This is a genomic window from Pseudomonas sp. 1121_17, from assembly GCF_052850745.1.
Genome location: NZ_VXCX01000001.1, coordinates 903,559 through 921,049 on the forward strand (window position 1 = coordinate 903,559; position 17,491 = coordinate 921,049).

Below are 17,491 nucleotides of genomic sequence, written 5' to 3' on the forward strand. Positions count from 1 at the left end.
GCTCTGAGCTGTCCTGCAGCCTGATGATCAAGACCACTGCAGAAGGGGTCGAGACGCCCGAGCAGATGGAACTGCTGCGCGCCGAGGGTTGCTCGCATTTCCAGAGGTTCTTGTATGGACGGCCGGTGCCGGCCAGCGAGCGCTTGATTACACTGCGCCAGATCGACGGCGCTCGGCCCGCTGCAACCAAGTTGTGACAGCTGTCTTTTAGCTGTGAGTCAGGCCTGCGTGGAGTCTGCAGGCCCGATCATCTGCACGACCTTGTCGCGCAACTGGTCGATACTGAACGGCTTGCCGATCGAGTGCATGCCTTCCGGCACGCTCAAGCTGTCGGCATAGCCACTGGCAAACAGCACGGGTAGCAGCGGGCGAATTTCCCGTGCTTTACCCGCCAGATCCTGACCGCTCATATCGGGCAAGCCGACGTCGGTCATAAGCAGGTCCAAGGGCGTTGCAGGGTCATTGAGGATAGCCAGGGCACTGGTGGCGTCTGCTGCTTCGATCACCTTATAGCCAAGATCCTCGAGCACTTCGACCATCAGCATACGTACGATGCCGTCGTCTTCGACTACTAGAAGGGGGTGCATGTCGGGGTCCTGTACCAGATAAGTGTCTCTACTCTGTGCCCGTATCAGGCCCAGAAGTTCCCAATATAACGTTCACTGCAATCAGATGGAACGATTGGCGCATCCCGTTCTCAAATACTGGCTAAATGCCCCTGCCATAAATGGCAAAGCTGGTTAGACTTCGCTGTCAGACCCGCCAGTGGGACACTGCAGCAGCATCTTGCAGGTGCCGGCACCTCGGTATTCAACAGTTAATTCGCTCGGGCGTTATCAGATGATTCAAGCAGCTTCTATGGACCAGCAGAGCTTTCGCAAGCTGTTAAGCCGCAACGTCGGCTTGCCACTTGGCGTGGGCCTGCTTGGCGCCGTGGCGTTTGTCGCGGTAATCAGCTACCTGCTCTCGGCCATGCAATGGGTCGAACACACCGATCGCGTGATTGGCAATGCCAACGAAACACTGAAACTGTCGATCGACATGGAGACCGGCATGCGCGGGTTTCTGATCACCGGTGACGAGCGCTTCCTGGACCCTTACGAGGTGGCCAAGCCGCGTATATTCGCAAGCCTGGACAGCTTGCGCGAGCTGGTGGCAGACAACCCGGCGCAGGTCGACCGGATTGATCGGCTGAGCGCACTGCAGCATGCCTGGAACGATTTTGGCCAGGAGATGATCACCCTGCGCCGGACTCAAGGCGGATTCCAGCAGGCGATCACCAACGGTCGCGGCAAGCGTATCACCGACGAGGTGCGCAAAGAGTTTGACGACTTCATCGGCAACGAACAGCAACTGCGCCAGGTCCGTAACCAGACCGTCAACACGGTTACCGTCACGGCGATTACCACCTTCGTACTGTTTATCGTCGCGCTCAGCGGCCTGCTGGCGTATCTGGGACGCCGCGATTTGCTGGCGTTGTCGGACAGCTACGTAGGTAACATGCAGGCGCAGCAGCGCGCCAATGAACGCCTTGAACACAATGCCTGGCTGCGTAATGGCCAGACCCAGCTGGCCGAGCAAGTGCTGGGGCAGTTGACCCTGCCGATGCTGGGCGACAATATCCTGCAGTTTTTTGCGACGTACCTGGGCAGTGTGGTTGGCGCGTTGTATGTGCGTAACGAGCACGGCAGCCTGGTCCGTGTCGCCAGTTACGGCCTGAGCGCCGAGGAGCAACTGCGTACGCAGGCGCTGGGCGTCGACGAGGGCTTGGTGTCGGAAGCAGTGCGCCAGTCGCGCGTGGTGCGCCTCGATCAGCTGCCAGAAGATTACTTCCGTCTCAGCTCGGGTCTGGGCAGCGGCTTGCCGCGCAGCGCACTGTTGATGCCGACTCGCGACAATGGCCAGATCAATGGCGTCGTCGAACTTGGCTTCCTGCGCCCGCTGAGCGAGCGTGACCAGGAGATGGTCGAGCGCGTTGCCGAAAACCTTGGCATGTCGATCGAAAGCGCCCGCTACCGTCAGCGCCTGCAAGAGGTGCTGGCCGAAACCCAGCAGCTCAACGAAGAACTGCAGGTGCAACAGGAAGAGCTCAAGACTGCCAACGAGGAGCTGGAAGAACAGTCCCGCGTGCTGAAGGAATCGCAAGCGCACCTTGAGACGCAGCAGGCCGAGCTTGAACAGACCAACGAGAGCTTGTCCGAGCGCACCGAGGCACTCGATCGCAAGAACAGCGAGCTCAATGAAGCCCAGCAGGAGCTGCAGGCCCGCGCCGAAGACTTGCAGCGCTCGAGCAAGTACAAATCCGAATTCCTCGCCAACATGTCCCACGAGCTGCGCACGCCGCTGAACAGCTCGCTGATCCTGGCCAAGCTACTCGCCGAAAACGGCGAGGGTAACCTCACCGTCGAACAGGTCAAGTTCGCCGATTCGATCTATTCGGCTGGCAACGATCTGCTCAACCTGATCAATGACATTCTCGACATCGCCAAGGTCGAGGCGGGCAAGCTTGAAGTGCGCCCCGAGACGACCCAGGTCGAGCGCCTGGTCGAAGGCCTGCGCAGCATGTTCGTGCCGCTGGCCAAAGACAAAGGCCTGGACTTCCAGGTCGTGCTCGAGCACCCGCTGCCGGCGACGCTGTTCACCGACCGCCAGCGCCTGGAACAGATTCTCAAGAACCTGCTTTCGAATGCGATCAAGTTCACCGAGCGTGGCCAGGTCAGCCTGACCATCAGCAAGCAGGCCGGCGTCGGCCTGGTGTTTGCCGTGCGCGACAGTGGTATCGGCATTGCGCCGGATCAACAGCAGGCGATTTTCGGCGCCTTCCATCAGGTCGACGGCACCAGCAATCGCCGCTACGGTGGAACCGGGCTGGGCCTGTCGATTTCGCGCGACCTGGCCCATCTGCTCGGTGGCCAGATCAGCCTCGACAGCAGCCCCGGCCAAGGCAGCGTGTTCAGCCTGATCATGCCCGAGCGCTATGAGTCGGATGAGCCGGTCGAGGTGCAGACCCTGCGCCCAGCTGTCGATCAGTTGCCGGCTGCGCCGCAGGCACCAGCAGCAGTACCGCTGCCGCGCCACGCGTTTGCCGATGACCGCGAGCTGGCGCCGTTCAGCAAGCGCTGCATTCTGGTGATCGAGGACGAGCCGAACTTCGCCCGTATTCTCTTCGACCTGGCCCATGAACTGGGTTACAACTGCCTGGCCGCGCAGAGCGCCGACGAGGGCTTCCAGCTGGCGGCGCAGTACCTGCCGGATGCGGTCCTGCTCGACATGCGCCTGCCTGACCATTCCGGCCTGACCGTGCTGCAGAGGCTCAAGGAGCAGGCCAGCACGCGCCATATTCCTGTGCATATCATCTCGGTCGAAGACCGTGTCGAAGCGGCCATGCACATGGGCGCGGTCGGTTACGCGGTCAAGCCGACCAGTCGCGAAGAGCTCAAAGAGGTGTTCGGTCTGCTCGAAGCCAAGCTGACCCAGAAGCTCAAACGCATCCTGCTGGTTGAAGACGACGACCTGCAGCGCGAGAGCATTGCGCGCCTGATCGGGGACGACGATATCGAAATCACGGCGGTGGCGTTGGCTCAGGATGCACTCGAGCTGCTGCGCGAGAACATCTATGACTGTATGATCATCGACCTCAAACTGCCCGACATGCTCGGCAACGAGCTGCTCAAACGAATGACGGCCGAAGATATCCGCGCGTTTCCGCCGGTCATCGTCTATACCGGGCGCAACCTCACCCGCGAAGAAGAAACCGAACTGCTCAAGTACTCGCGCTCGATCATCATCAAGGGCGCGCGCTCGCCGGAGCGTCTGCTCGATGAAGTGACGTTGTTCCTGCACAAGGTCGAGGCGCAGTTGTCCAACGAGCGTCAGCGCATGCTGAAGACGGCGCGCAGCCGTGACAAAGTGTTCGAGGGCCGCAAGATCCTTCTGGTCGATGACGACGTGCGCAACATCTTCGCCCTGACCAGCGCCCTGGAACACAAGGGCGCCATCGTCGAGATCGGCCGCAATGGACGCGAAGCGCTGGAGCAGCTGGAGCTTCACGACGACATCGACCTGGTGCTGATGGACGTGATGATGCCGGAAATGGACGGCTACGAGGCTACTCGCTTGATTCGCCAGCAAGCGCGCTGGCGCAAACTGCCGATCATTGCCGTGACCGCCAAGGCGATGAAAGACGACCAGCAGCGCTGTCTGCAGGCTGGGGCCAATGATTATCTGGCCAAGCCGATTGATCTGGACCGGCTGTTCTCACTGATCCGCGTCTGGCTGCCGCAACTGGAGCGAATTTGACTAGCGAGCGCAACACCGACATCGAGATCCGATTGCTGATCGAGGCGATCTATCTCAAGTACAGCTACGACTTCCGCGATTATTCCGGGGCGTCGATCAAGCGCCGCATCCTGCACGCGCTGCGTCAGTTCGACTGCCGTACGGTGTCGGCGCTGCAGGAGCGGGTGCTGCATGACCCGGGCATGTTCATGCAGTTGCTGCAGTACCTGACGATCCCGGTCAGCGAGATGTTTCGCGACCCTGGGCATTTTCTTGCACTGCGCGAAGAAGTCGTGCCGTTGTTGCGCACCTGGCCGTCGCTGAAGATCTGGATCGCTGGTTGCAGCACCGGTGAAGAGGTGTACTCGATGGCCATCCTCCTGCGCGAGGAAGGCCTGCTCGAGCGCACTATCATCTACGCCACCGATATCAACCCGAATTCGCTGGAGAAAGCCAAGCAGGGCATCTATTCGATGCAGAACATGCAGGGCTATGAAGAAAACTATCGCAAGGCCGGTGGCCGCCGGGACTTCAGCGAGTACTACACCAGCGCCTACGGCAACGCGATCATGGACAGCAGCCTGCGCGACAACGTGACCTTTGCCGACCACAGCCTGGCCACCGACAGTGTGTTCTCTGAAACCCAGTTGGTGTCGTGCCGCAACGTGCTGATCTACTTCAACAAGAGTTTGCAGGACCGCGCCTTTGGCCTGTTCCACGAGTCGCTGTGCCACCGCGGCTTTCTGGTGCTGGGCAGCAAGGAGTCGGTGGATTTTTCTGCTTACAGCGAGCAGTTCGAGCCCTTGGTCAAACCTGAACGGATCTTCCGTAAATCATGACAGGCGTCGATGCGGTAGTGATCGGCGCTTCGGCGGGTGGCGTCGCAGCCCTGTTCACCGTGCTCGGCAGCCTGCCGCAGGGCTTCGCCGTGCCGGTGCTGTGCGTGCTGCATCTGCCGGATGACCGCCACAGCCAGCTTGCCGAAGTGTTGCAGCGCAAGGTGCAGCGACCCGTGCTGGAGGCGCGTGACAAGGCGTTGATTGAGCCTGGGCTGATCTACGTGGCCGGGCCGGCCTATCATTTGTCGGTCGAGCAGGATTTCAGCCTGTCGCTGAGCCAGGAAGAGCCGGTGCATTTCTCTCGCCCGGCGATTGATTTTCTGTTTACCTCGGCAGCCGATGCCTATCGCCAGCGGCTGCTTGGTGTGCTCCTGACCGGTGCCAATGAAGACGGCGCGCGCGGGCTCGCCTACATCAAAAAATGCGGAGGCCGGACAGTGGTTCAGGACCCGCAGGACGCACAAGTCGCGCTGATGCCGGAGGCCGCCTTGGCCCTGCACAGCCCTGACTACATACTTACTCTGAGCGGCATCGGGCAATTGCTCGGCAGCCTGGAAACCAGCGCATGTTAAGCCAGATTACCGCCAAACTGCTGATCGTCGACGATCTGCCAGAGAACCTGCTGGCCCTCGCCGCGCTGATCCATGGCGAAGACCGTGAAGTGCACCAGGCGCAGTCTGCCGAAGACGCGTTGGGGCTGTTGCTTGAACACGAATTTGCCTTGGCCATTCTGGACGTGCAGATGCCCGGCATGAACGGCTTCGAGCTGGCGGAGTTGATGCGCGGCACGGAAAAAACCAAGCACATCCCGATCGTCTTCGTCAGCGCCGCCGGGCGCGAGATGAACTACGCGTTCAAGGGCTACGAAAGTGGCGCCGTCGACTTTTTGCACAAACCCCTCGACACCATGGCGGTGAAGAGCAAGGTGTCGGTGTTTGTCGATCTGTACCGCCAGCGCAAGGTGCTCGACCGCCAGCTGCAGGACCTGGAGCGCAGCCGTCAGGAGCAGGAAGTGTTGCTCGGTCAGTTACAGGTGGCGCGGGGCGAGCTGGAGCGCGCGGTGCGCATGCGCGACGACTTCATGTCGATCGTGTCCCATGAAGTGCGCACGCCGCTGAACGGGCTGATTCTGGAAACCCAGCTGCGCAAGATGCACCTGTCGCGAGGCAACCTGGCTGCATTCAGCGAAGACAAGCTGCAGGCCATGGTCGAGCGCGACGAGCGGCAGATCAACAGCCTGATCAGGCTGATCGAGGACATGCTCGACGTATCGCGCATCCGCACCGGTAAATTGTCGCTGCGGCCGCGCCAGTTCGACCTGGCGCAGCTGGTCAGCGGCCTGGTGGAGAACTTCGAAGCGCAGGCGCTGGCCTCCAACACCCACATCGAGCTGCAACGCTGCGATACAGTTGAGGGTGAGTGGGATGAGTTTCGGATTGAACAGGTGGTAGCCAACCTGTTGTCCAATGCATTGCGTTACGGTCAGCGGCAACCGGTGCAGGTACGGGTGTTCGAGCAGGCCGGGATGGCCTGGGTGCAGGTGCAGGACCACGGTATCGGCGTTAGCGCCGCCAACCAGCAGCGGATCTTCCAGCAGTTCGAGCGTGTTGCAGCAGAGCAGGCCATCGGAGGCCTGGGCTTGGGGCTGTATATCTCCGAGCAGATTGTCAGGGCCCATGGTGGGCGGATCCAGATCGACAGCGAGGTAGGCCAAGGCGCGACATTCAGCGTGCTGCTGCCACTGACGGCGCTGTCACAACAAACCGACCAGGCGCAGGCAACCTCTGCTTAAGCCCGGGGTCAGATGGCCAACTTGCTGAATTCCAAGGCGTTGTCATGAGCGAAGATGCACAAGATGTTGTACTGGTAGTCGAGGATGAACCGGCCATTCGGATGATCTTGCGCGACTATCTTTCAGGTGAGGGCTACCACGTGCTGGTTGCCGAAGACGGCCAGCAGGCGTTCGAGATTCTCGCGCGCAAGCCTCATCTGGACCTGATCGTTACCGATTACCGGTTGCCGGGTGGGATCTCCGGGGTACAGATCGCCGAGCCAGCGGTCAAGCTGCGGCCTGATCTGAAGGTGATTTTCATCAGCGGCTATCCAGCCGAGATTCTCGAATCCGGCAGCCCGATTGCGCGCAAGGCGCCGATCCTGGCCAAGCCGTTCGACCTGGATACGCTGCGTGACAAGATCCAGGATCTATTGCAATGACAGGTTGCTCGCTGATCTGAGCACGGGTATCGATTTGCCCGCTCTCGGATCAGCAACGGCGGTGGTTGCGGCCCGGTGACAACGGCTATGCTAGGCACATGACAGCCACCCAGCCGATACGTCAACCTTGCCCGCCCGGTGTCTGCGATTGCGGGCGCGATGACTTGCAAGCCGCATCGCCTGCAGCGCAGCGTATCCTGCGCCTGACTCGCCACGAAGAAAAACGCCTGCTCGAACGCCTGGAAAACCTCAAGGGCCTTGAAGATCTGCACCGTTTGCAGCAGCTGATGCATGATCAGCTTGGCATCCGCGTGCACATTGCTCCCAGTTTCAACGAAGTGCGCACCATGCGCGGTATCCTCATCGAACTGGCCGAGCAGCCTGGTCTGTGCCGCAAGACCCGCCAGGCTATCCCCGCAGCCATCCGCCGGGGGCTGGAGCGCAACCCGGAAGTTGCTTTCCGCCTGCTCGATGCGCACGACCTGTTGCGCGACGCCTGAGTCAGCGCATCGCCGCCAGTTTTATCCCGAAGCCAATCAGGCAAGCACCCGCCAGGCGCTCGAGCACATTCGACAGTTTGGGGCTGGCGCGCATGCGTTCGGCCAGGTGATGGGTCAGCAGCACGGCCACCAGCCCGTAAAGCAATGTCAGCGCGGCGATGGTTACCGCCATGAAGGCGAAAGTGACCATGCCCTGGTGCCGAACCGGGTCGATGAACAGCGGAAAGAACGCCATGTAGAACATGATCGCCTTGGGGTTGAGCAGGGTGATCATCATCGTCTGGCGCAGGTAATGGCCGCTGTCCATGCGGCTGACGCGCGGTGCGCCGCCGGCCTTGCTGAGCAGCATGCGCAGTCCCAGATAGGCGAGATAGGCCGCGCCGGCCCACTGCACCACATGGAACGCCGCGGGGTAGGCCGCCAGCAGCGTGGCAACCCCAGCCACCGCCAGCCACATCAATACCTGATCGCCGAGAATCACCCCGCACGTGGCAGCCAGGCCACCTTTGATGCCCGCCTTGCCGGTAGCGGTGATCAGCGCGAAGTTGCCAGGACCGGGGATGGCCAGCAGGATCAGAAAAGCGATGACGAAGGCGCCGTAGTCGGTCACACCGAGCATTGTTGTTCTCCTCGAAGCGCTGGGCAGATGTAACTGGATGTATGACAGCATTGGCGGCGCTTGCAAAGACCACGGGTGACTAATTTTGCCCGGGGCTTTTACGTTCTCTTGAAGTCAGTGCCGTTGAGACGGCCGCAACCATCCCCCCGCGCCGACCGTGCTGGGGCGGGCAACTTTCAAGGAGACAGACAATGACTTCCGTTTTCGACCGTGACGATATCGTTTTTCAGGTGGTGCTCAACCATGAGGAGCAGTACTCGATCTGGCCTGATTACAAAGCGATCCCGGCGGGCTGGCGCGCAGCGGGCAAAAGCGGCCTGAAGCAGGAATGCCTTGCCTACATCGATGAGGTCTGGACCGACATGCGACCGCTGAGCTTGCGCCAGAAGATGGCAGCAGCGGCGGCGCAGTGAGCGTCTGCCGGTGAGCGTAGTCAACCTGTTGTGCCTTCCCTACTCAGGCTCCAGTGCAATGGTCTATGGCCGCTGGCGGCGCAAGCTGCCTGCCTGGCTGCAGGTGCGTCCGGTGGAGTTGCCAGGTCGCGGTGCGCGCATGGGCGAGGCGTTGCACACCGACCTGCTGGGCCTGGCCAGGCAATTGGCCGCTGAGCAACGATTGGCAGCCAACGCGCCTTACGCGCTGCTTGGGCATAGCCTGGGCGCGCTGGTGGCGTTTGAGTTGGCCCACGAACTGCAGGCGCTGGGTTGCCCGCCGCCGTTGGCGTTGTTTGCCTGCGGTACCGCCGCGCCCACTCGGCGGGAGGATTACGACGGCAACCGCTGGCGCGAGCCACGCAGCGACGCCGAGTTGATCGCCGAGCTGCGCAGTCTGCAAGGTACGCCTGAGGAGGTGTTGAACAATCAGGAGCTGATGAGCCTGACCTTGCCGATCCTGCGCGCTGACTTTCTCCTGTGTGGCCGCTATACCTATCGCCAGCGGCCATTACTGCGCTGCCCGTTGCGGGTGCTCGGTGGCGAGACGGATCGCGCCAGCCCCGATCAGTTGCAGGCCTGGAGCCGAGAAACGCTTGGGGAGTTTTCTCTGCAGCACTTTCCGGGTGGGCATTTCTTCATTCATCAGCACGAAGACCGCGTGCTGAGCGTGCTGACCGAGGTCCTCGAGCCGCTGCGCCTGACTGCCTGATTGACGTCCTCCCTTGCTTGCGAGAGGCTTGAGTTTTCCTAAGCAAGGGATGGGCAATGTTGATTGATCCGCTCAAGGCCACGCTGTTGGTCGTCGATATCCAGGAAAAATTGATTGGCGCCATGAGCGACCCGGCCGGTACCCGGGCGCGAGCGCGCTGGTTGCTAGCGGCAACTGCCGAGCTGCAGCTGCCAACGGTAATCTCCGAACAATACCCGCAAGGCCTCGGGTCAACCCTGACCGAGCTCACGGCGGCGGCTCCGGCCGCGCAGGTGGTCAGCAAGCAGCACTTTTCCTGCGTGGCCGCGCAGTGTCTGCCGGCCAGCTTGCTCGAGCGCGAGCAAGTGATCGTGTGCGGCATGGAGACCCACGTGTGCGTACTGCAAACCGTGCTTGGCCTGCTCGGTTTGGGCAAGCAGGTCTTTGTCGTCGAGGATGCCTGCGACAGCCGTACCGTGGCGAATAAGGCTGCAGCGCTGGCGCGCATGCGTGCCGCCGGTGCGCAGATCGTCACCCGCGAGATGGTCGTGTTCGAGCTAATGGGCAGCGCTGCCCATCCGCAGTTCCGCCATATCAGCAAAACCTACATGGTCGGAGAACAACCCTGAACCGGCGTCTGGCCGGGGCCGGCGTGGTGATTCTGGCCCTGCTGCAAGGGTGTGCCGGTCAGCGTGAGAGTGCTCCCGAAGCAGACCCGGCCAAGGTTCGCGCACAACTGCTGCGGCTGCTGCCCGCCCAACTCAACGACCGTCAGGGCTGGGCCGAAGACATCCAGACGGCGTTTACAGCTCAGCAACTTGATCCGAGCAAGAGCAATCTGTGCGCGGTATTGGCCGTGACCGAGCAGGAATCAACCTTTACCGCCGACCCGCAGGTGCCCACCCTGGGCCGCATCGCCCGCGCCGAGATCGACCGCCGGGCCGGCCGGCTGCATATCCCCAAACTGCTGGTGGACGCTGCGTTGCTGACGCCCTCCGGCAACGGCAAGTCGTATCAGCAGCGGCTGGCGGCGGTGCGCAGCGAGAAGCAGCTCAGCGCGCTGTACGACGAGGTCATCGAACGTTTGCCGTTGGGCAAGACGCTGCTCGGCGGGCTTAACCCGGTGCACACCGGTGGGCCGATGCAGGTCAGTATTGACTTTGCCCAACGTCATGCCAGCAATTACCCCTATAGCTATCAGGGTACCATTCGCCAGGAGGTGTTCAGCCGACGCGGCGGCATGTATTTCGGCATCGCCCACCTGTTGGGGTATCCGGCGCATTACCCGCGCCAGCTGTACCGTTTTGGCGACTTCAATGCCGGTTGGTACGCCAGCCGCAACGCGGCGTTTCAGGCGGCGCTGAGTCGCGCCAGCGGCGTCAGCCTGGCGCTCGATGGTGACCTGATTGCACCGGGCTCGATCATGCCCGGCGCTACCGAGCAGGCAGCACGCAAGCTGGGGGTGACGCTGGGCTTGCGCAACACGCAAATACGCAGCCAGCTGGAGGAGGGCGAAAGCCTTGCGTTCGAGGAGAGCGAGTTGTATCGCGAGGTATTTGCGCTGGCAGATGCCAAAGCCGGCAAGTCGCTGCCGCGCGCGGTGTTGCCAGGGATCGAGCTGAAGAGCCCGAAGATCACCCGCAAGCTGACCACGGCGTGGTTCGCTGGTCGAGTAGATGAGCGTTATCAGCGCTGTATGAAACGCTGATGGACGAGCATTTCAGGGGCTGTTGGCAGCCCCTGAAACCAGGTCTAGCCGAGCAGAGCGGCGATGACCTGTTCGACACTGGCTTTGAGCCCGGCAACGCTGTCTTGTGGATCACTTTCAACTATGACCAGTTTTGCTCCGGCTGCCTTGATAACCTCGGCGACTTCGGCAGCGGGTTGGCGATGGTGAACCACCAAGGCCACGTCCTGACCTTTGAGCGTGTCGGCCAAGGCCTTGAGCGCCGCGGCATCCCACTTGTCATCCGCCGGCAGCGGCTGATCGACCACATCCAGATTGAGCCCGCTGACCAGATAACCGAGACGCTCGGACAGGTTCACCACACTGAGGTTGTCGGCGTCGGCCAGGCGCGTCTGGCTGCTGGCGTTGAGTTCCAGCATCTGCCGTTTCAGGCCTGCCAGATTGGCCTGGATCCTGGCCTTGTCGCTCGGCGACAAACGCTCGAGATCGTTGGCCACGACGTCGGCCATGCGCCCCATGTTGGTGGGGTTGAGCCATGGATAGCCGGCAAACGCGTTGTCTCCCTGGACCGCAATGCCTGGCAGCGCACCGTCTACCGGGCGTGCGGCATCGATCTCGACGATGCGGATGTTGCTGCGCCGGGCCATTGGGTAGAGCGGGTCATCGCGCCAGATCGAACGCAGGCCAATGGCGGCGTCGGCCGTTTGCGCGGCCTTGTCCAGGCTGGCGCCACCGCGGCCACTGAAGTACGACGGCTGGCGGGTCGCTGGCAGGTTAGCCGGCGCTGCGCTGTTGAGCTGTACCGACGTGCCTTCGAGCAGCGCGGTGGCCAGGCTGTGGGTGACCGGCAGGCTGGTCAGCACGGTAACTGTTGCCGGTTTGGCCGCCAGCGCCAGCGCGGGCAGGCCCGCCAGGGCCAAGGCCAGAGTCAGTTGCTTGAGGGTAGAAGTCATGCCGGGTTTCCTTGCAGGCGTGGCACCAGAGCGCGGGCGAGGGCGGCGAGGGCGAAGCAGACGCCGGCCACCAGAATGATCGCCGCACCAGACGGCACCGGCAGGTCGAAGACGATCGGCAGCAGAATGCCGCACAGCGTGCTCACCGTAGCGATCAGCACCGAGATGAAGAAAAAGCCTTTCAGCGACTGGCTGACCAGGCGTGCTGCCGCTGCCGGGATCACCAGCAGGGCGCCGACCAGAATCGCGCCGATGACCTTGACCGAAGCCACGGTCACCAACGTCACCAGCACGACGAACAGATAGTCCAGGGTCTTCACCGCTACCCCGCGGACCGCCGCCAGCTGTGGGTTGAAACTGGCCAGCATGATCCGGTTGTACAGCGGCAACGCCAGGGCCAGCACCAGCACTGCGACGATGCCCAGCACCAGCAGGTCCTGAGCACTGACCGTCAGCACCGAGCCGAACAAGACGTTCTCGAGGATGTGCACGTTGATCTTGCCTGCGAGCATCAGCAGCAGGCTTGCGCCCAGTGCCAGCGACACCGACAGGAACACCCCGATCAAGGTGTCCGGCGACAGCCCGGTGCGGTTGCGCAGGAAATTGAGCAGGATGCCGAACAGCAGGCAGTAGCCGAACAGGCTGCCGTACGGCCCGGTGTAGGGCTCGCCGAGCAGGATGCCGATGGCAACCCCGGTCAGCGCGGCATGGCCGACCGCTTCGGAGAAGAAGGCGAAGCGTTTGACCACGACCAGGGTGCCGAGGCCACCGAGCACCGGGCCGATCATCACCCCGGCAATCAGCGCGTTGATGACGAAGCCGTAGGCCAGCGCCTCCGGCAGATAGCCAGCGCTGGCCCATTCCTGGATCAGTTGGCGGAAGGCTTCAAAGCTCATCGGGCGAGGCTCTCGCTGCGAGGGTGGACGGAGAACAGGCCAAGCAGCCGCTCGGGGGTCAGGGCCTGGGCCGGTGGCGCATCGAACAGTACTTTGCGGCTGAGGCCAGTCACTCGGTCGGCCAAGCGCAGCACCGCTTCCAGGTCATGCTCGATCCACAGCACGGTGATGCCGCTCTGGCGCCAGCGGTGCAGCAGTTGCTCGAACACCTGGATACCGGCTTCATCGAGGGCCGACATGGGTTCGTCAAGCACCAGCAGTTGCGGCTCGGGGATCAGCCCTTGGGCCAGCAGCACGCGCTGGCGCTCGCCACCAGACAGCGCGCCCATGCGCCGCTTGCGCTTGTCGAGCATGCCAACCCGGGCCAGTGCTGCATCGATGGCAGGTTGGACCCGGCGCGACAGGCCGAGAAAGGCCGGTCGGCGCTGACACATGGAAGCCATGAAGTCGTCGACAGTCATAGGTAGGCCACGATCAAACTCCAGCGCTTGTGGCACATAGCCGATGACTTCCTGCTCGCCCGGCCAGTGCAAGGTCAGCTGACCCTGATGCGGCATTTGTCCGAGCAGGGTCTTGATCAGCGAGCTCTTGCCGCCGCCGTTGGGGCCGACAATGGCATGCACGCTGCCGGCTGCCACGCTGAAGCTGACCTGTTCCAGAATCGAAGTCCGCCCGAGAGTCAGGTCGATGCTGGCGAACTCGATGCGCGGGCCCATGGCCACGCTGAGGTTGGCCGCCGCAGTCATGCGTTGTTCTCCTGAATCGCTCGGACCACGGTATCGAGGTTGCGCTGCATCTCGACTTCGTACTTCTCCTTGGTGTATTCGCCGTAGGAGATGTGCGTCAGCGGGTAGATGCGCACGCCAGACTCACGCTGAATTGTTTCGACGTAGGCCGAAGGGAAGTCCATCTCCGAGAAGATCACTTTGACGTCGAGTGCCTTTAGCTGGTCGATGGTCTTTTTCAGCTGCGCCGGGCTTGGCTCGATGCCGTGAGCAGGCTCGACCACGGCGGTGACCTCCAGGCCGAAGTCGCGCACCAGATAGTCGTAGGCGGCATGAATGGTCGCTACGCGGAAATCCGCGTGGGGCGCTTCGGTGACCTTGGCCAGGGCGTCGGCGCGCAGCTTGCGCAGGCGCTTGGCATAGGCACGGGCGTTCTGGGTATAGAACTTGGCGTTGGCCGGGTCGAGCTTGCCCAGCTCGCGGGCAATATTGTTGACCTGGGCGATGGTGGTGCTGATCGACAGGAAGGTGTGCGGGTTGACCACCTTGCCTGCACCACGGGCGGCAATCCCGGTCGCGGCCAGCAGCGGCACGTTGGCATTGGCCTCGATGGTTTTGATATCAGGGGTTTCGCTGGCGGCGATCATGCGGTCGGCGAAGTCATCATGGCCGACGCCGTTGAGCACGATCACATCCAGGCCGCCAATGCGTTTGATGTCTTCGGCCCGCGGCTCGTAGGCATGCGGGTTGAAACCGGCAGGAATCAACGGCACCACTTCGGCCTTGTCGCCGACGATGTTGCTCACGTAGCTGTAATATGGATGCAGGGTGATGCCGATGCGCAGTGGCTTGCCGGCCTCGGCATGGGCCAGGGCCGGGAGGGCGCAGGCCATGAGCAGGGCGAGGGCGCGGCGGGCGAGGGCGGAGCGAAGCATGGAGGAGTCCTTGGATTCAGTGACGGTGTTGACGGGTAACCCCGGCGTCGTAATGGCTGACCACTTGCTGCCAGCCAGCGGCGATCAGGGCCACCGGCTGCAGGTCGTCCGGGACCACCGCTGCGCTGTCGCGACGCAGCCAGACATCGGCCCGTTCATCCGCCTGCGCGGGCACGATCAGCAGGAAGCTACCGGCAACCGCGCTGTCCTGGCTGCGTCCCAGATAGGCGCCGGCAGCCAGCCACTGCCATTGATGGCCACCGCGGCTGACGCTGCTGGCATCGCTGACAAACGGCGGCAGGCCTTCTTCGGCGAGGCTGGCCACTTCAGGCATGGAACCGGTCTCTTCGCGCAACTGGCGGATCTCGTCGAACGCCACCAACAGGTCTGTGAATACTCCTTGTTCGGCCGGCGTCAGGTCGCGACGGGCGTCGATCTGGTGGCTCTCGATGCTGACTTCATCCTCACGCTCGCCGCGCAGCGTTACCACCGTGGCGGCCAGCGCCAGGATCAGCAGGGCTGTCAGCAGTACATATAGCGTCTCGTGCCCGGCACCGGCCGGGCGGATCACCTGGGCGCGGCTCATGGCTCGCCTATATCGGCATGGTCGATTTCAACGACGTGCCCGGGGCCGGCGTCGAACAGCACGTAGAATTCACCGTCGGGGCGCTTGAAGGTCAGCGTCGAGTCGTCTCCCAGCTTGCTGCCGACCAGCACCTGCTCGTCGTAGCCGATCACGTCCAGGGTCACGCCGGGTGCGCCGCTGCCATCGGAGAAGCCACCGGTGCATTTGATCTGCTCCGCATCGACCGGGGCGCACTCGCACATCGGGTTGTGCGCCAGGGCAGGGCCCGCGCAGAGCAGCAGAATTGGCAGGGCCAGCCTGCGAGTCAGGTGTTTCATTTGGTGCCTCCTTGTTTCTCGAGCCAGGCCACGGTTGCCGGTGAGGCCTGGGCCAAGGGGACGGATGCCTGGTGCATGCTGCCGTCCCAGCCTTCGATAGTGATCCAGACCTGTGCGTCAGACCGTGTGCGCGGCGGTACCGGCAGCGAAGTGATCATGCGGTACGGTGCCCCGAAGAAAATCGTCCCCGCAGCGCGCAGGCTGCGCGGCTTGCCGATACGCAGGTAAACCGCTTTAACCTCCGTGGTACAGGCTTTGCACAGGGCTGCGTTGAACAGTTTGAAATGACCCGCCGGGCCATCCGCCCTGGGCGCTTCGTCGCGCAGCTCGGCCAGGTCGAGCGTGTACGGGCCTACCTGAATGTCGCTCACCTGATTGGCGCCCAAACCACTGTCGCCGCGGAACATGGCCGCGTCGGCGAAGTACTTGGGCATGAACCCCAGCGGGATCAGGATCAGCAGGATGTTGATGTGGAATCGCCACTTCAGCCAGAACTGCTTGAGCGGGCTCACCGGTACTGCTTGCGCCTTGCTCATGGCTGCGCCTCCACTGAAGTTTCACTGCGTGCCGGTTGCGCGCGCGCGACTCGATCGGTGCGCTTGAGCGCTGCGGCGGTGGCCTGGGCGGTGCGCTTGGTCCAGATCAACAGCCCGCTGAGTACCATCAGGGTCAACACCAGGCCGAAGAAGAACCAGATCAGCTTGATCGCCAGGCCGCCGAAGTCGCCGGTGTGCAGTGGACGCATCGACTCGGTGACGAACTCCAGTGCGGAGCGGTCTTCGAGCAGGAACTTGCTGTCGACATTGCTGGTGTAGGGGTTGACCGATGCGGTCTGGAACATCAGCGGGTACCAGCCGCGGCCACCCATTTCGACATGGCTGTAAGCTGTGCTGGGCAGGCTGATGAAGGTGATCTCCAGGCCGGGAATGGCCTCGGTGGCGATGCGCGCCGCTGCATCCAGGTCGATCCGCGGTGCCGGGCTGCCGTCGGCAGTCAGCGGCACGTCTTCGCGGGCAATCACCGGCACGATCGGCTCGCTGGAGATGGTTATATGGTTGTCACCGAGAATGGCCTGGATCAGGAACCATATACCGGTAATCGAAATCACCGTGATGAACCAGATCGACCAGACCCCCGCCAGCCGGTGTACGTCACCCCAGAAGATCCGCGAGCCGTGGCCGCTGCGCACCGGCTTGAAAAAGCCCCGCCAGAACTTTTTGTACACCACAAGGCCCGTCACCAGCGAGGCCAGCATCGGCAGGCCGAGCAGCGATACCAGGTACCAGCCCCAGCTGTAGCCGTTGGTGAACGGCACCAGCCACCAGCCGTGCAGGGCGCGGGTGAAGGCTTCGAAGTTGAAGTCCGGCGCCTTGCCCTGGATCACCCCGGTGTACGGGTTGACGTACAGGGTTGGGGTGGTGCCATCCGGGTTGGTGACGCTGGCGGCGAGGGCAAAGTGCGAACCCTCAGGCTGCACCAGCATGCGCACGGCCATGTCCGGCTCGGCCTTGTGCAGGGCGTCGATGATCTGCTGAAAGCTCAGCCGCTCGGCGCCGTCGCTGGGTTTGCTCGCGCGCACGTCAGAGTTGGCCAGCCAGACGATCTCCTGGCTGACCACGGCCAGCATGCCGGTGAAGCAGACGATCAGGACAAAGAACCAGATCGGCAGGGCGAGCCAGCTGTGGACGAGGAACCACAGCTTGGACTTGGACTTTTTCGTAGATTGGGCCATCGGTCATCTTCTGAAAATAAGGGTCGAACGCATGCTCAACCGTGTAAGGCTGCATTAATAAAGACGAATGAGAATGAAAATCCTGCCT

Annotated in this window: 20 protein-coding genes and 1 pseudogene; 11 read left to right on the top strand and 10 right to left on the bottom strand. The window is 62.5% G+C overall.

The features are described 5' to 3' along the window. Positions 1 to 2: 2 nt before the first annotated feature. A pseudogene (locus FW789_RS04560) lies at positions 3 to 197 on the top strand (hypothetical protein); the annotation flags it as partial. 21 nt (positions 198 to 218) lie between these two features. Here the strand turns inward: FW789_RS04560 and FW789_RS04565 are convergent. Beyond that, the gene (locus tag FW789_RS04565) at positions 219 to 587 is read right to left on the bottom strand and encodes a response regulator (protein WP_103437753.1); all 369 of its coding nucleotides are present in this window, start codon (positions 585 to 587) and stop codon (positions 219 to 221) included. A 253-nt stretch (positions 588 to 840) separates the two neighbouring features. Here FW789_RS04565 and FW789_RS04570 point away from each other — a divergent pair, with 253 nt between their 5' ends. The 6 genes from FW789_RS04570 to FW789_RS04595 all read left to right on the top strand — a co-directional run bounded on the left by FW789_RS04570 (position 841) and on the right by FW789_RS04595 (position 7,831). Then, complete coding sequence (locus FW789_RS04570) at positions 841 to 4,299, top strand: response regulator (protein ID WP_446431033.1); 3,459 nt, start codon at positions 841 to 843, stop codon at positions 4,297 to 4,299. Continuing rightward, positions 4,296 to 5,117 carry a CheR family methyltransferase gene (locus FW789_RS04575; protein ID WP_101320309.1) on the top strand — a complete coding sequence of 274 codons (822 nt, stop codon included), beginning with the start codon at positions 4,296 to 4,298 and terminating at the stop codon, positions 5,115 to 5,117. Before FW789_RS04570 ends, FW789_RS04575 begins: the two co-directional genes overlap by 4 nt. Next, the gene (locus FW789_RS04580) at positions 5,114 to 5,689 is read left to right on the top strand and encodes a chemotaxis protein CheB (protein ID WP_446431034.1); all 576 of its coding nucleotides are present in this window, start codon (positions 5,114 to 5,116) and stop codon (positions 5,687 to 5,689) included. The genes FW789_RS04575 and FW789_RS04580 overlap by 4 nt, the downstream gene beginning before the upstream one ends. Further along, positions 5,683 to 6,909 (top strand): hybrid sensor histidine kinase/response regulator, encoded by a 1,227-nt coding sequence (locus FW789_RS04585; RefSeq protein WP_103437749.1) that lies wholly within the window; start codon positions 5,683 to 5,685, stop codon positions 6,907 to 6,909. The genes FW789_RS04580 and FW789_RS04585 overlap by 7 nt, the downstream gene beginning before the upstream one ends. 44 nt (positions 6,910 to 6,953) lie before the next feature. Then, complete coding sequence (locus FW789_RS04590; protein ID WP_101320302.1) at positions 6,954 to 7,331, top strand: response regulator; 378 nt, start codon at positions 6,954 to 6,956, stop codon at positions 7,329 to 7,331. 98 nt (positions 7,332 to 7,429) lie between these two features. Next, a complete protein-coding gene (locus FW789_RS04595) occupies positions 7,430 to 7,831 on the top strand; it encodes a hypothetical protein (protein ID WP_207073140.1) in 402 nt (133 codons plus the stop codon). 1 nt (position 7,832) lies between these two features. Here FW789_RS04595 and FW789_RS04600 read toward each other — a convergent pair whose 3' ends face one another. Then, positions 7,833 to 8,450, bottom strand: coding sequence for a LysE family transporter (locus tag FW789_RS04600; protein ID WP_103437747.1), 618 nt, complete (start codon positions 8,448 to 8,450; stop codon positions 7,833 to 7,835). Positions 8,451 to 8,641: 191 nt separating this feature from the next. On the opposite strand from FW789_RS04600, the gene FW789_RS04605 reads away from it, so the two are divergent. The 4 genes from FW789_RS04605 to FW789_RS04620 are packed head-to-tail and all read left to right on the top strand — an operon-like array spanning position 8,642 to position 11,280. Next, the gene (locus FW789_RS04605; RefSeq protein WP_181106659.1) at positions 8,642 to 8,863 is read left to right on the top strand and encodes an MbtH family protein; all 222 of its coding nucleotides are present in this window, start codon (positions 8,642 to 8,644) and stop codon (positions 8,861 to 8,863) included. Between the two features lie 10 nt (positions 8,864 to 8,873). Further along, the gene (locus FW789_RS04610) at positions 8,874 to 9,593 is read left to right on the top strand and encodes a thioesterase II family protein (RefSeq protein ID WP_446431035.1); all 720 of its coding nucleotides are present in this window, start codon (positions 8,874 to 8,876) and stop codon (positions 9,591 to 9,593) included. A gap of 56 nt (positions 9,594 to 9,649) precedes the next feature. Then, complete coding sequence (locus FW789_RS04615; RefSeq protein ID WP_181087346.1) at positions 9,650 to 10,201, top strand: isochorismatase family protein; 552 nt, start codon at positions 9,650 to 9,652, stop codon at positions 10,199 to 10,201. A gap of 23 nt (positions 10,202 to 10,224) precedes the next feature. Continuing rightward, positions 10,225 to 11,280: a DUF1615 domain-containing protein gene (locus FW789_RS04620; protein WP_446431036.1), complete on the top strand. Its 1,056-nt coding sequence runs from the start codon at positions 10,225 to 10,227 to the stop codon at positions 11,278 to 11,280. A gap of 44 nt (positions 11,281 to 11,324) precedes the next feature. Here the strand turns inward: FW789_RS04620 and FW789_RS04625 are convergent, their stop codons facing one another. Genes FW789_RS04625 through FW789_RS04660 form a run of 8 tightly spaced genes read right to left on the bottom strand, consistent with a single transcriptional unit; the run spans position 11,325 to position 17,403 of the window. Next, the gene (locus tag FW789_RS04625) at positions 11,325 to 12,212 is read right to left on the bottom strand and encodes a metal ABC transporter solute-binding protein, Zn/Mn family (RefSeq protein ID WP_446431037.1); all 888 of its coding nucleotides are present in this window, start codon (positions 12,210 to 12,212) and stop codon (positions 11,325 to 11,327) included. Next, entirely contained in the window at positions 12,209 to 13,108 is a 900-nt protein-coding gene (locus tag FW789_RS04630) for a metal ABC transporter permease (RefSeq protein ID WP_101320288.1), read from the bottom strand. Before FW789_RS04630 ends, FW789_RS04625 begins: the two co-directional genes overlap by 4 nt. Beyond that, positions 13,105 to 13,854 carry a metal ABC transporter ATP-binding protein gene (locus FW789_RS04635; RefSeq protein ID WP_340610088.1) on the bottom strand — a complete coding sequence of 250 codons (750 nt, stop codon included), beginning with the start codon at positions 13,852 to 13,854 and terminating at the stop codon, positions 13,105 to 13,107. The genes FW789_RS04630 and FW789_RS04635 overlap by 4 nt, the downstream gene beginning before the upstream one ends. Next, complete coding sequence (locus FW789_RS04640; protein WP_181106647.1) at positions 13,851 to 14,768, bottom strand: metal ABC transporter substrate-binding protein; 918 nt, start codon at positions 14,766 to 14,768, stop codon at positions 13,851 to 13,853. The genes FW789_RS04635 and FW789_RS04640 overlap by 4 nt, the downstream gene beginning before the upstream one ends. A 16-nt stretch (positions 14,769 to 14,784) precedes the next feature. Then, positions 14,785 to 15,354: a DUF6162 family protein gene (locus FW789_RS04645; RefSeq protein ID WP_411562961.1), complete on the bottom strand. Its 570-nt coding sequence runs from the start codon at positions 15,352 to 15,354 to the stop codon at positions 14,785 to 14,787. Continuing rightward, entirely contained in the window at positions 15,351 to 15,671 is a 321-nt protein-coding gene (locus FW789_RS04650; protein ID WP_101320278.1) for a hypothetical protein, read from the bottom strand. Before FW789_RS04650 ends, FW789_RS04645 begins: the two co-directional genes overlap by 4 nt. Next, on the bottom strand, positions 15,668 to 16,207 hold the full coding sequence (locus FW789_RS04655) for a thiamine pyrophosphate-binding protein (protein WP_101320276.1): 540 nt from the start codon (positions 16,205 to 16,207) through the stop codon (positions 15,668 to 15,670). Before FW789_RS04655 ends, FW789_RS04650 begins: the two co-directional genes overlap by 4 nt. Further along, the gene (locus tag FW789_RS04660) at positions 16,204 to 17,403 is read right to left on the bottom strand and encodes a PepSY-associated TM helix domain-containing protein (protein ID WP_103437740.1); all 1,200 of its coding nucleotides are present in this window, start codon (positions 17,401 to 17,403) and stop codon (positions 16,204 to 16,206) included. The genes FW789_RS04655 and FW789_RS04660 overlap by 4 nt, the downstream gene beginning before the upstream one ends. Positions 17,404 to 17,491: the final 88 nt, after the last annotated feature.

Coding starts and splice junctions, on each gene's coding strand:
- FW789_RS04565 (WP_103437753.1), bottom strand. CDS start 587: ATGCACCCCCTTCTAGTAGTCGAAGACGACGGCATCGTACGTATGCTG.
- FW789_RS04570 (WP_446431033.1), top strand. CDS start 841: ATGATTCAAGCAGCTTCTATGGACCAGCAGAGCTTTCGCAAGCTGTTA.
- FW789_RS04580 (WP_446431034.1), top strand. CDS start 5,114: ATGACAGGCGTCGATGCGGTAGTGATCGGCGCTTCGGCGGGTGGCGTC.
- FW789_RS04585 (WP_103437749.1), top strand. CDS start 5,683: ATGTTAAGCCAGATTACCGCCAAACTGCTGATCGTCGACGATCTGCCA.
- FW789_RS04590 (WP_101320302.1), top strand. CDS start 6,954: ATGAGCGAAGATGCACAAGATGTTGTACTGGTAGTCGAGGATGAACCG.
- FW789_RS04595 (WP_207073140.1), top strand. CDS start 7,430: ATGACAGCCACCCAGCCGATACGTCAACCTTGCCCGCCCGGTGTCTGC.
- FW789_RS04600 (WP_103437747.1), bottom strand. CDS start 8,450: ATGCTCGGTGTGACCGACTACGGCGCCTTCGTCATCGCTTTTCTGATC.
- FW789_RS04605 (WP_181106659.1), top strand. CDS start 8,642: ATGACTTCCGTTTTCGACCGTGACGATATCGTTTTTCAGGTGGTGCTC.
- FW789_RS04615 (WP_181087346.1), top strand. CDS start 9,650: ATGTTGATTGATCCGCTCAAGGCCACGCTGTTGGTCGTCGATATCCAG.
- FW789_RS04625 (WP_446431037.1), bottom strand. CDS start 12,212: ATGACTTCTACCCTCAAGCAACTGACTCTGGCCTTGGCCCTGGCGGGC.
- FW789_RS04630 (WP_101320288.1), bottom strand. CDS start 13,108: ATGAGCTTTGAAGCCTTCCGCCAACTGATCCAGGAATGGGCCAGCGCT.
- FW789_RS04635 (WP_340610088.1), bottom strand. CDS start 13,854: ATGACTGCGGCGGCCAACCTCAGCGTGGCCATGGGCCCGCGCATCGAG.
- FW789_RS04640 (WP_181106647.1), bottom strand. CDS start 14,768: ATGCTTCGCTCCGCCCTCGCCCGCCGCGCCCTCGCCCTGCTCATGGCC.
- FW789_RS04645 (WP_411562961.1), bottom strand. CDS start 15,354: ATGAGCCGCGCCCAGGTGATCCGCCCGGCCGGTGCCGGGCACGAGACG.
- FW789_RS04650 (WP_101320278.1), bottom strand. CDS start 15,671: ATGAAACACCTGACTCGCAGGCTGGCCCTGCCAATTCTGCTGCTCTGC.
- FW789_RS04655 (WP_101320276.1), bottom strand. CDS start 16,207: ATGAGCAAGGCGCAAGCAGTACCGGTGAGCCCGCTCAAGCAGTTCTGG.
- FW789_RS04660 (WP_103437740.1), bottom strand. CDS start 17,403: ATGGCCCAATCTACGAAAAAGTCCAAGTCCAAGCTGTGGTTCCTCGTC.